The following is a 12,449-nucleotide window of genomic DNA, read 5'->3' on the forward strand; positions in this document are numbered from 1 at the left end:
TTCCTAGCCGACGCTGCCTTCCATGCCCATCTCGATGAGCTTGTTGAGTTCCATGGCGTATTCCATGGGGAGTTCACGCGCGATCGGCTCGATGAAGCCGCGCACGATCATCGACATGGCCTCGGTCTCGTCGATGCCACGGCTCATGAGGTAGAAGAGCTGCTCCTCGCTGACCTTCGAGACCGTGGCCTCGTGTCCGAGCTTCACGTCGTCGACGCGGATGTCGATAGCCGGGTAGGTGTCGGAGCGAGAGATCGTGTCGACGAGCAATGCGTCGCAGACGACGCTGTTCGCCGAGTGATGCGCGTTGGCGTCGATGCGGACCTCGCCGCGATAGCCCGCTCGGCCGCCGCCGCGCGCGATCGACTTCGAGACGATCGACGACTGCGTGTACGGCGCCATGTGGATCATCTTGGCGCCGGCGTCCTGGTGCTGGCCGGGGCCGGCGAAGGCGACGGAAAGCGTCTCGCCCTTGGCGTGTTCGCCCATGAGGAAGATCGACGGATACTTCATCGTGACCTTGGAGCCGATGTTGCCGTCGACCCATTCCATGGTCGCGCCTTCGGCTGCAGTCGCACGTTTGGTCACGAGGTTGTAGACGTTGTTCGACCAGTTCTGGATCGTCGTGTACCGAACGCGTGCGTTCTTCTTCACGATGATCTCGACGACGGCCGAGTGGAGCGAGTCGCTCTTGTAGATCGGCGCCGTGCAGCCTTCGATGTAGTGCACGTAGCTGTCTTCGTCGGCGATGATGAGCGTGCGCTCGAACTGGCCCATGTTCTCGGTGTTGATGCGGAAGTAGGCCTGCAGCGGGATCTCGACGTGCACGCCTTTCGGCACGTAGACGAACGAGCCGCCCGACCAGACGGCGGTGTTGAGCGCGGCGAACTTGTTGTCGCCGGCCGGGATCACGGTGCCGAAGTACTCTTCGAAGACCTCGGGGTGCTCGCGCAGCGCGGTGTCGGTGTCCATGAAGATGACACCCTGACGCTCGAGCTCTTCGTTGATCTGGTGGTAGACCACCTCGGACTCGTACTGGGCTGCGACGCCCGCGACGAGGCGCTGACGCTCGGCCTCGGGGATGCCGAGCCGCTCGTAGGTGTTCTTGATGTCGTCGGGCAGGTCTTCCCAGGTCTGGGCCTGCTTCTCGGTGGAGCGGACGAAGTACTTGATGTTGTCGAAGTCGATGTCCGACAGGTCGGCACCCCAGGTCGGCATGGGCTTGCGCTCGAAGAGCTGCAGCGCGCGCTGGCGACGCTTGAGCATCCATTCGGGCTCGTTCTTCAGCCCTGAGATGTCGGCGACCACCTCGGGTGAGACACCGCGTCGGGCGGATGCCCCGGCGGCGTCGGAGTCGGCCCAACCGAACTCGTACGTACCGAGTCCTTCGAGTTCTGGGCGGTCGATCAATACGTCCGTCATGCTCTCCCTCTTCTCCTCCCGTGCAACCGGCTATCAGGCCGGCCCATTCCCCTCGTGAGTCGAGGCGCTCATTGAGTGGGTGATGATGTGCCCGGTGGCTTCAGTGCGAACCTAAGATGGCTGGTGGCTCATCCCGCGCGGTTTCGCGCGGTCGGCGAGCCTGCCAACCAGTCAAGTCTATAGGGTCGCAGGGGGCGCGGGGCAGGACTCCCAGCGCCGTCACAGCGCGACCAGGATCAGGATCGAACCCGCGTGACCCGCACTCTCCGCACCTTCGCCTGGGCCTCGTTCATCGCCCAGGTCACGATCATCGCGACGGGCGGCGCGGTGCGTCTGACGGGCTCGGGCCTCGGATGTCCCACTTGGCCCACGTGCACGGCCGACTCTCTCGTGCCGACCGACGAGCTCAGCTACCACTCCCTCATCGAGTTCGGCAATCGCATGATGACGGGCGTCGTCGGCATCATCGCCCTCGTCGTCTTCCTGCTGGTCTGGCGCATCCGGCGCGAGCGCCGCGACCTCTTCGCGCTTTCCTTCATCGTCGGTGTCGGAATCGTCGCTCAGGCGATCGTCGGCGGCATCACGGTCTGGACGGGCCTGAACCCGTTCATCGTCGGGTTCCACTACCTTTCATCGCTCGCCCTGGTCTGCGTGACGGCCGCGTTCCTCGACCGCATGGACTCCCTCCCAGGGCCTCGGGAGCGGGCCGTGCCCGGCTGGTACGCAGCGCTCACGCACGGCGTGACGGCCGTGCTGCTCGTCTCGATCGTGTTCGGCGTGCTGACGACCGGCTCGGGCCCGCACTCCGGCGACTCGGCGGCGGGCCGCAGCGGCTTCGACTCCGAGATCCTCGAGCACATCCACGCCTGGCCGGGCTACGCCCTCCTCGCCCTGACGATCGTGCTCGTGGTCGCCGCATGGCGCCTGCGGCTGCCGACGCTCCGCTGGTCGATCGCGCTCCTCGTCGTCGAGCTCGTCCAGGTCGCAGTCGGCCTGTACCAGGCCCGCAATGGACTGCCGGCATTCGCGGTCGGCGTGCACATGGTGCTCGCGGCGCTCACTGCAGCGACGATGACGCTCGTCATCCTGCGCCTCAAGCGCCCGGTCGCCGCAGCGGTCACCGCGGGCGAGGGCGCGGCCGCCGCCGCATCCGCTCGCTGATAATATCTCGACGTCGAGAGATCTCGCGGCGAGAGGAGCAAGATGCGGCTGCATCACGTGCAAGTGGCGTGCCGGAGCGACGGCGAGGAAGAAGCCCGCCGCTTCTACCGCGACGGACTCGGGATGACCGAGGTGCCGAAGCCGCCAGAGCTGGCAGCCCGCGGCGGCTGTTGGTTCCGCTCGATCGCTGACGACGGCACCATCACTGCCGAGATCCACGTCGGGGTCGAAACTCCGTTCGCGCCGGCACGCAAGGCGCATCCCGCCTTCATCGTCGACTCGGTGACCGAACTCGACGCGACGGCTGAGCTGCTGCAGCAGCTCGGATTCGACGTCGACCGGCGCGAGCGCTCGACCTTCACCGGATACCTCCGATTCCACACCCGCGACGCCGACGGCAACCGAGTCGAAGTGCTCTGCCCGGCGTGACCGAAAACGACTCGCGCTGGTTCGGCGGGGTCAGAACGGCAGCAGCGGATCGACGCCGATGGCGAGGAACAGCAGCGACAGGTACGCGATCGAGCCGTGGAAGACGCGCATGGGCGAGACCTGCTCGTGCCGGATCGCCATGCTGTAGAGACGGTGCGTCTCGTAGATGAACCAGACGCCGGTGACCACCGCGACCGTCGAGTAGATGATTCCCATGTCGGCGATCGGAATGAGCAGCAGCGAGCAGGCGACGGTCGCCCACGCGTACAGGATGACCTGGAGGCCCACCTGCGCTCGGCCGCGCACGACAGCGAGCATCGGCACACCGGCTGCCGCGTAGTCGTCTTTGTACTTCATCGAGAGCGGCCAGTAGTGCGGCGGCGTCCAGAGGAAGATGATGAGGAAGAGGATGAACGGCGGCCAACTGAGATCGCCGGTCACCGCAGCCCACCCGATGAGCACGGGCATGCAGCCGGCCACGCCGCCCCAGACGATGTTCTGCGCGGTGCGGCGCTTCAGGATGAGGCTGTAGAAGACCACGTACAGGAGGATGGCGCCGAGCGAGAGTGCGGCTGCCAGCCAGTTGGTGAAGACCCAGAGCCAGACGATCGACGCGAGTCCGAGCCCGTAGGCGAACACGAGCGCTTCACGGTCGGTCAGTTCACCCGTGACGAGCGGTCGCCCCTGGGTGCGCTTCATGACGCGGTCGATGTCGCGGTCGATGTAGCAGTTGAACGCGCCGGCGGAGCCGGCGCTCATGGCGCCGCCGATGAGTGTGGCGACCAGCAGCCAGAGGCTCGGCAGCCCCCGCTCCGCGAGGATCATCGTCGGTGCCGTCACGACGAGCAACAACTCGATGACTCGCGGCTTCGTCAGCGCAAGGTAGGCGGAGAGCTTGCGCCGTACGGTCATCGCCGGTCGGGTGTCTCGAGTCTGTACGGCTGCCTGCATCGTTCCTCTTCCGGCGCGCGGGCGCGCATGTGCCGCCACGCCCGAGTTCGATTCTATGACATCAAATGTCGCAAGATCAGGTAATCGCTTTCCCTCGGCATATGGCCTCACTTCGTCCCCCGAGGCCGGTGATCTTCCCGTCACGTTCACGAAACGTGAGGAGTCCATATACTTGGCATTGCGCGCCCGACGGCGCGGATTCGAATTGCCGTCCGGGGCGACGACCAACGGGTCATCCGCCGGACAACTCGCGCCGTAGCGAATTCCGCGGTGACGGGAACCAACGGGTTCTCGCCGCCGTTCAATGACCGGAAGGAACGTACACCTCGTGGCAACTCTGCAGTGGGAAACCATCGACGACCAGGCGGTCGACACGGCTCGCGTGCTCGCGGCCGACGCCGTTGAAAAGGTCGGAAACGGGCATCCGGGCACCGCGATGAGCCTCGCGCCCGCCGCCTACCTCCTCTTCCAGAAGGTCATGCGCCGCGACCCCGCAGACCACGACTGGCTCGGCCGCGACCGGTTCATCCTCTCCGCCGGACACTCCTCGCTCACGCAGTACGTGCAGCTCTACCTCGCTGGCGATGGGCTCGAACTCTCCGACCTCGAGGCGCTGCGCACCTGGGGTTCGAAGACCCCCGGCCACCCCGAGTACGGCCACACCGCCGGCGTCGAGATCACCACCGGACCGCTCGGCCAAGGCCTCGCATCCGCCGTCGGCTTCGCCTACGCGGCGCGCTTCGAGCGCGGCCTCTTCGACCCCGAGGCCGCGGCGGGCACCAGCCCGTTCGACCACTTCGTGTACGTCGTAGCGGGTGACGGCGACCTGCAGGAGGGCATCACGAGCGAGGCATCCTCACTCGCCGGCCACCAGCAGCTCGGCAACCTCGTCGTGATCTACGACTCCAACCAGATCTCCATCGAAGACGACACCAACATCGCCTTCACCGAGAACGTCGCCGGGCGCTACGAGGCCTACGGCTGGCACGTGCAGACGGTCGACTGGAAGAAGACCGGCCAGTACGTCGAAGACGTCGCCGAGCTGAACGCGGCCATCCAGGCTGCGAAGGGCGAGTCCTCGAAGCCGTCGATCATCATCCTGAAGACGATCATCGGCTGGCCCTCCCCGGGCAAGCAGAACTCCGGCAAGATCCACGGCTCGGCGCTCGGCGCCGCCGAGCTCGCCGCGACGAAAGAGGTGCTCGGCTTCGACCCCGAGCAGAGCTTCGTCGTCGCCGCCGAGGTCATCGACCACACGCGACTCGCCGTCGAGCGCGGCGCAGCCGAGCACGCAGAGTGGCAGATCGCGTTCGACGCCTGGGCGGCGGCGAACCCCGACCGCAAGGCCCTGCTCGACCGGCTCGAGGCAGGCGAGCTCCCCGACGACATCGAATCGGTGCTCCCCGTCTTCGACGGTGGCACCGAGGTGTCCACCCGTGCAGCGTCCGGCAAGGTCATCAACGCCCTCGCCGGCGTACTGCCCGAGCTCTGGGGCGGTTCGGCCGACCTCGCCGAGTCGAACCTGACCACGATCAAGGGCGCGGCCTCATTCATCCCGACCGAGTGGTCGACGCACGAGTTCACCGGCAACCCCTACGGTCGCGTGCTGCACTTCGGCATCCGCGAGCACGCGATGGGCGCCATCGTCAACGGCATCGTGCTGCACGGCAAGACGCGCGCCTTCGGCGGCACCTTCCTGATCTTCAGCGACTACATGCGACCTGCAGTGCGTCTCGCCGCACTCATGCAGGTGCCCTCGATCTTCGTCTGGACGCACGACTCGGTCGCCCTCGGCGAAGACGGCCCGACGCATCAGCCGGTCGAACAACTCGCAACCCTGCGGGCGATCCCGGGCCTCACGGTCGTGCGGCCCGCCGACGCGAATGAGGTCGCGCACGCCTGGCTCGAGATCCTGAAGCGCACGGATGCCCCGACGGGCATCGCACTCACCCGTCAGAACATCCCCGTGTTCGAGCGCGGCGACGGCGAGGCATCCGGTGACACCCTCGCCGCCGCGTCGAACGTCTCGAAGGGCGCGTACGTGCTCGCAGATGCGGCGTCTGGCGCGCCCGACGTGATCATCATCGCAACCGGCTCCGAGGTGCAGCTCGCCGTCGCCGCTCGCGAGACGCTCGCGGCAGAGGGCATCGGCGCGCGCGTCGTCTCGGCGCCATCGCTCGAGTGGTTCGAGGAGCAGCCGGCCGAGTACCGCGAACAGGTGCTGCCCGCGAGCGTGACTGCGCGAGTCTCGGTCGAGGCGGGCCTCGCCCTCTCCTGGCAGCGCTACCTCGGCAACCAGGGCCGCGCCGTGTCGATCGAGCACTTCGGCGCCTCCGCCGACTACAAGACCCTGTTCCGCGAGTTCGGCATCACGGCCGAGGCCGTCGTCGCCGCCGCGAAGGAATCGCTCGCGTCGGCCTGACGCGCGCCAGAAGAGGAGACACTCCCATGACCAGCTCCCCCACCGCAGCACTCTCGGAGGCGGGCGTCAGCATCTGGCTCGACGACCTCTCGCGTGAACGCATCGCCTCGGGCGACCTCGCACGGCTCATCGCCGAACGCGACGTCGTCGGCGTGACCACCAACCCGACGATCTTCGCAGGCGCCCTCGCCAAGGGCGAGCGCTACGCCGAACAGGTGCACGCCCTCGCTGCAGCAGGCGCCGACGTCGACACCGCGGTCTTCGAGATCACGACCGACGACGTGCGCGACGCCGCCGACATCTTCCGTCCGGTGTACGACCGCTCCAAGGGCTTCGACGGCCGCGTGTCCATCGAGGTCGCGCCCGGACTCGCACGTGACACCGCCGGCACGATCACTGAAGCCAAAACCCTGTGGGCGAAGGTCGACCGCCCCAACGTCATGATCAAGATCCCGGCGACGGTTGAGGGCCTCGACGCCATCACCGAAGCCATCGGATCCGGTATCAGCGTCAACGTCACGCTCATCTTCAGCCTCGACCGGTACCGCGAGGTCATCGAGGCATACCTCGCCGGCCTCGAGCAGGCCAAGGCAGTGGGCATCGACCTCTCGACCATCCACTCGGTCGCCTCCTTCTTCGTGTCGCGCGTCGACACCGAGATCGACAAGCGACTCGTGAGCATCGGCACCGACGAGGCGCTCGCCTTGAAAAGCAAGGCCGGCATCGCAAACGCCCGCCTCGCCTACGAGCTCTTCGAGCAGCAGTTCGCCACCGAGCGTGCCGCTGCCCTCCTCGCTGCCGGTGCCAACCGCCAGCGTCCGCTCTGGGCGTCGACGGGCGTGAAAGACCCGGCGCTTCCCGACACCCTCTACGTGACCGAACTCGTCGCGCCGGGCGTCGTGAACACGATGCCCGAGAAGACCCTCGAGGCGACCTTCGATCACGGCGTCATCACTGGCGACACCGTCACCGGTGCGTACGCCGAGGCAGGCTCGGTGCTCGACGCACTCGCGAGCGTGGGCATCGATTACGACGACGTGACCCTGGTGCTCGAGAACGAGGGCGTCGACAAGTTCATCGTCTCGTGGAACGAACTCCTCGACACCGTCCGCGCTGCGCTGGAGGCAGCACGATGAGCTTCCGCATCTCCGTCAGCGGCGCCGCGGCCGACGCAGTACGCCGCACCGTTCCCGGACTCGTCGCCGACTACGTGGCGAGCGGCATCACCGGCCAGGACGCCGCGCTCTGGGGTGCAGCCGCTGAAGAGGAGTCGGCGAAACGACTCGGTTGGACCGAGGCCGTCGCGGTCTCCCGTCCTCTCATTCCAGAGATCGAGGCCCTCCGCGAGGAGCTCGAGGCGGCAGGCGTCGACCACATCGTGCTCGCGGGCATGGGCGGTTCGTCGCTCGCCCCCGAGGTCATCACGCGAACAACGAACGTCGACCTCACGGTGCTCGACTCGACCGAACCCGGACAGGTTCGCGCCGCCCTCGCCGATCGGCTCGCGACATCCGCCCTCGTCGTCTCTTCGAAGTCGGGGTCGACCGTCGAAACCGACAGCCAGCGCCGCGTCTACGAGCAGGCGTTCCGCGATGCGGGCATCGACCCCGCCTCGCGCATCATCGTCGTGACCGACCCGGGCTCGCCGCTCGACGAGTCGGCACGCGCCGCCGGGTACCGAGTCTTCAACGCCGATCCCAACGTCGGCGGCCGCTACTCGGCGCTCACGGCGTTCGGGCTGGTGCCCTCAGGCCTCGCGGGCGTCGACATCGCCGAGATCCTCGACGAGGCCGAGACGATCGAGCTCTCGCTCGCGATCGACAGCCCCGAGAACCCCGGACTCGTGCTGGGTGCCGCGATCGCGGCCACTCAGCCACTGCGCGACAAGCTCGGCATCATCGCCGACGGCACCCACATCGTCGGCTTCGCCGACTGGGCTGAACAGCTGATCGCCGAATCCACCGGCAAAGAGGGCACAGGGCTGCTTCCCGTCGTCCTCGGCGTTGACGCCCCCGAACTCGGCGAGAACCTCTCCGACCTGCAGATCGTGCGCCTCGTCGACGACGCCGGCGACGAGATCTTCGGCGACGACGACTCTGGCGAGATCCGAGTCTCCGGCACCCTCGGCGCGCAGCTGCTCGTCTGGGAGTACGCGACGGCGGTCGCCGGACGAGTCCTCGGCATCAACCCCTTCGATCAGCCCGATGTGGAGTCGGCGAAGATCGCCTCGCGCGGTCTCCTCGACTCTCGCCCCGAACCTGCGCCCGCGGCATTCGTGGAGAAGGGCATCGAAGTGCGCGGCACGCCCGAGGTCATCGGCGCCTCCAGCGACCTCGCCTCCGCGATCGACGTCCTGCTCGAAGAGCTCCCTGCGAACGGATACCTCTCGATCCAGGCATATGTCGATCGCGTCGCGCACCCCGAGCTCGAGCGACTTCGTGATCTCCTGGCCGCACGTTCGGGTCGCCCCGTCACGTTCGGCTGGGGTCCGCGGTTCCTCCACTCGACCGGGCAGTTCCACAAGGGCGGCCCAGCGGTCGGCGCATTCCTCCAGATCACGCAGACACCCGCCGAAGACCTCGAGATCCCCGATCGGCCGTTCACGTTCGGTCAGCTGATCGCCGCGCAAGCTTCGGGTGATGCGAGCGTGCTCGCCGAGCACGGTCGTCCGGTGCTCACCTTGACCTTGACCAACCCATCGGCCGACACGGCGACGTTGTTCGACGTCGTCGACTGACCTCCCGGAGGAACGATGCAACCGGCCGCGATCACCGCGCAGCACAACCCGCTCCGCTCCCCCAAAGATTATCGATTGAACCGCATTGCGGGTCCGTCGAGCCTGATCATCTTCGGTGTCACCGGCGACCTGTCGCGCAAGAAGTTGATGCCGGCGGTCTACGACCTCGCGAACCGCGGTCTGCTACCACCGGGCTTCGCCCTCGTCGGGTTCGCCCGACGGGACTGGGACGACCAGGACTTCGAAGCCGTCGTGCACGACTCGGTGAAGCAGTATGCCCGCACCGAGTTCCGCGAAGACGTCTGGAAGCAGCTGGCGCGCGGCATCCGCTTCGTTCAGGGCGACTTCGACGACGATGCCGCATTCGACCGCCTGCACTCGGTCGTCGAAGAACTCGACCGCGAACGCGGCACGATGGGCAACCATGCGTTCTACCTGTCGATCCCGCCGAAGTCGTTCCCAGTGGTCACCGAGCAGTTGAAGCGATCGGGGCTCACCGAGCAGCACGACAACCAGTGGCGCCGCGTCGTCATCGAGAAGCCCTTCGGCAGCGACCTGAAGACCGCGCGCGAGCTGAACGACGTCGTGGCTTCGGTGTTCCCGCCCGACTCGGTGTTCCGCATCGATCACTACCTCGGCAAGGAGACCGTCCAGAACATCCTGGCGCTCCGCTTCGCGAACCAGCTCTACGAGCCAATCTGGAATGCAAACTACGTCGATCACGTGCAGATCACGATGGCCGAAGACATCGGCGTCGGGGGCCGAGCCGGGTACTACGATGGCATCGGCGCGGCGCGCGACGTCATCCAGAACCACTTGCTGCAGCTTCTTGCGCTCACGGCCATGGAGGAGCCGATCTCGTTCGAGGCCGGTGACCTGCGTGCCGAGAAGGAGAAGATCCTCGCCGCAGTGCGCCTGCCCGAAGACCTCGCAACGGGTACGGCCCGCGGGCAGTATTCCGGCGGGTGGCAGGGCGGCGAGAAGGTCATCGGATTCCTCGACGAAGACGGGATGAACCCCGAGTCGACCACCGAGACCTACGCGGCGATGAAGCTCACGATCGGCACCCGCCGTTGGGCCGGGGTTCCGTTCTACCTTCGTGCCGGCAAACGGCTCGGCCGACGCGTCACCGAGATCGCCGTCGTGTTCAAGCGTGCACCGCAGCAGGTGTTCGCCGACAGCCAGACGTCGCAGCTCGGCCAGAACGCACTCGTCATCCGGGTGCAGCCCGATGAAGGCGTCACGATCCGCTTCGGCTCGAAAGTGCCGGGAGCCGGCATGCAGGTGCGCGACGTCACGATGGACTTCGGCTACGGCCACGCCTTCACCGAGGCGAGCCCCGAGGCCTACGAGCGTCTGATCCTCGACGTGCTGCTCGGCGATCCGCCGCTCTTCCCCCGCCAGGAGGAGGTCGAGCTGTCGTGGAAGATCCTCGATCCGATCGAGGAGTTCTGGGCGACGCAGGGTCAACCCGAGCAGTATCGGCCCGGCACGTGGGGGCCCTCCTCCGCCGACGAACTGCTCGAACGCGACGGACGAAACTGGAGACGCCCATGATCGTCGATCTGCCCGACACGACGACGAGCAAAGTCTCGAAGACCCTCGTGAAGATTCGTGAAGAGGGAGGCGTCGTCGCCCTCGGGCGCGTGCTCACCCTCGTCATCGCGACGACTCCCGGGGCTGAAGAAGAGGCGATCGAGGCGGCCAACGATGCCTCACGCGAGCATCCGATGCGCGTCATCGTCGTCTCGACCGAGCCAGGCACCGAGAACTCGGCGGTCGCACCGCGGCTCGACGCGGAGATCCGTGTCGGCGGTGATGCCGGTGCGAGCGAGGTGATCGTGTTGCGCGCCTGCGGCGATGCGGCGCTCGACGAGGAGAGCCTCGTCATGGCACTCCTGCTGCCTGACGCGCCTGTCGTCACCTGGTGGCCGGGTGCTGCACCCGAAGTTCCCGGGCGTTCAGCGCTCGGGCGCATCGCACACAGAAGAATCACGGATGCCTCGGCGCAGCCCGACCCGCAGGCGGCGCTGCGTGCGCTGGCTTCGAGCTACACGCCGGGTGACGCCGACTTCGCCTGGACGCGACTGACCCTGTGGCGGGCTCAACTCGCCGCAGTGCTCGACCAACCGCCGTACGAGCTCGTCACGGCCGTGGAGGTCTCCGGGGCGATCGACTCGCCGTCGACCACGCTGCTCGCCGCGTGGCTTCGGCTGGAACTCAACGCCCCGACCGCGTACGACCTCACCGGCGTCGAAGCAGGATCCCACGGCATCCACGGCGTACGGCTGGTGCGTGACGGCGGTGCCATCGAGCTGATCCGTGACATTCCCGGCATCGCGACTCTCCGCCAGCCTGGGCAACCGGTGCACGACCTGGCATTGCCCCGCCGCAGCCTCCGCGATTGTCTCGCCGACGAGCTTCGTCGGCTCGACCCCGATGAGTTGTACGGTGAAGTGATCACGAGCGGGCTCGAGCTCCTCGGCGCCGGCGACGAAGGAGACGTGGCATGACCAACGAACGACGGGTGCTCGTGCACCCCGACAAGGCCTCGCTGTCGGGCTCGGTTGCTGCCCGCTTCATCACGAAGCTCCTCGACATCCTCGACACGCAAGCGGTCGCCCACATCGTCCTCACCGGCGGCTCGATGGGCGCGGCCGTGCTCGAGGCGGTCGGTGCTTCGCCGGCGCACACGTCGATCGACTGGGCTCGGGTGCACTTCTGGTGGGGCGACGAGCGATGGGTTCCCGCGGGTGACGCCGAGCGTAACGACGAACAGGCTCGCGTCGCCTTCCTCGGCGAGCTCGATCTGCCGGCTGAGAACCTGCACCCGTTCCCCGCCGCAGACTCCGGCCTCGAACTCGACGTTGCAGCAGAGGTGTACGCCGCAGAACTCGCGTCGCACGGCGTCGACGGGCTGCCGCATCCGATCTTCGACATCACCTTCCTCGGGGTCGGACCCGACGGCCACATCGCGTCGCTCTTCCCACACCGATCCGGCATCCAGGTGACCGACCGCACGGTGATCGCCGTTCGCAATTCGCCGAAGCCGCCGCCCGAGCGGCTGAGTCTCACGCGCCCGGTCATCAACGCCTCGCAGCGGGTCTGGCTCGTGCTCGCAGGCGCCGACAAGGCATCGGCCCTCGGCCTCGCTCTGGCCGGCGCGAGTCGTGACGAGGTGCCGGTCGCAGGCATCAAGGGGCGACGACGCACGGTCTTCTTCGTCGACGCGGCCGCCGCGTCCGAGGTTCCCGAGTCGCTCATCGCTCGCGACTACTGAGACGCTCAGCACTCTGCCGCGACACGTGCGGAGCTCCAGACGCGGAG

Annotated in this window: 10 protein-coding genes; 8 read left to right on the forward strand and 2 right to left on the reverse strand. The window is 67.3% G+C overall.

The genetic code is table 11. From position 1 onward, the window contains the following. Positions 1-3: 3 nt before the first annotated feature. On the reverse strand, positions 4-1,422 hold the full coding sequence (gene sufB / locus AC1C2T_RS17325) for a Fe-S cluster assembly protein SufB (RefSeq protein ID WP_495360223.1): 1,419 nt from the start codon (positions 1,420-1,422) through the stop codon (positions 4-6). Between the two features lie 252 nt (positions 1,423-1,674). Between sufB and AC1C2T_RS17330 the strand changes: the two genes are divergently transcribed. Together AC1C2T_RS17330 and AC1C2T_RS17335 are read left to right on the forward strand one after the other, a co-directional pair. After that, positions 1,675-2,583, forward strand: coding sequence for a COX15/CtaA family protein (locus AC1C2T_RS17330; protein ID WP_495386108.1), 909 nt, complete (start codon positions 1,675-1,677; stop codon positions 2,581-2,583). A gap of 42 nt (positions 2,584-2,625) precedes the next feature. Further along, positions 2,626-3,012 (forward strand): VOC family protein, encoded by a 387-nt coding sequence (locus tag AC1C2T_RS17335; RefSeq protein ID WP_495360225.1) that lies wholly within the window; start codon positions 2,626-2,628, stop codon positions 3,010-3,012. 30 nt (positions 3,013-3,042) lie between these two features. Here AC1C2T_RS17335 and AC1C2T_RS17340 read toward each other — a convergent pair whose 3' ends face one another. Next, positions 3,043-3,963: a heme o synthase gene (locus AC1C2T_RS17340; RefSeq protein WP_495360226.1), complete on the reverse strand. Its 921-nt coding sequence runs from the start codon at positions 3,961-3,963 to the stop codon at positions 3,043-3,045. A 328-nt stretch (positions 3,964-4,291) separates the two neighbouring features. On the opposite strand from AC1C2T_RS17340, the gene tkt reads away from it, so the two are divergent. Genes tkt through pgl form a run of 6 tightly spaced genes read left to right on the forward strand, consistent with a single transcriptional unit; the run spans position 4,292 to position 12,402 of the window. Beyond that, positions 4,292-6,385, forward strand: a complete 2,094-nt coding sequence (tkt, locus tag AC1C2T_RS17345; RefSeq protein WP_495386109.1) for a transketolase — start codon at positions 4,292-4,294, stop codon at positions 6,383-6,385. Positions 6,386-6,411: 26 nt separating this feature from the next. Further along, the gene (gene tal / locus AC1C2T_RS17350) at positions 6,412-7,521 is read left to right on the forward strand and encodes a transaldolase (RefSeq protein WP_495386110.1); all 1,110 of its coding nucleotides are present in this window, start codon (positions 6,412-6,414) and stop codon (positions 7,519-7,521) included. Beyond that, positions 7,518-9,122, forward strand: a complete 1,605-nt coding sequence (locus AC1C2T_RS17355) for a phosphoglucose isomerase-related protein (RefSeq protein WP_495360229.1) — start codon at positions 7,518-7,520, stop codon at positions 9,120-9,122. Before tal ends, AC1C2T_RS17355 begins: the two co-directional genes overlap by 4 nt. A 15-nt stretch (positions 9,123-9,137) precedes the next feature. Next, the gene (gene zwf / locus AC1C2T_RS17360) at positions 9,138-10,679 is read left to right on the forward strand and encodes a glucose-6-phosphate dehydrogenase (RefSeq protein WP_495386111.1); all 1,542 of its coding nucleotides are present in this window, start codon (positions 9,138-9,140) and stop codon (positions 10,677-10,679) included. Then, positions 10,676-11,635, forward strand: coding sequence for a glucose-6-phosphate dehydrogenase assembly protein OpcA (locus AC1C2T_RS17365; RefSeq protein ID WP_495360231.1), 960 nt, complete (start codon positions 10,676-10,678; stop codon positions 11,633-11,635). Before zwf ends, AC1C2T_RS17365 begins: the two co-directional genes overlap by 4 nt. Further along, a complete protein-coding gene (pgl, locus tag AC1C2T_RS17370; protein ID WP_495360232.1) occupies positions 11,632-12,402 on the forward strand; it encodes a 6-phosphogluconolactonase in 771 nt (256 codons plus the stop codon). The genes AC1C2T_RS17365 and pgl overlap by 4 nt, the downstream gene beginning before the upstream one ends. Positions 12,403-12,449 lie beyond the last annotated feature (47 nt).

It is taken from the genome of Agromyces sp. Y558 (genome assembly GCF_059445415.1).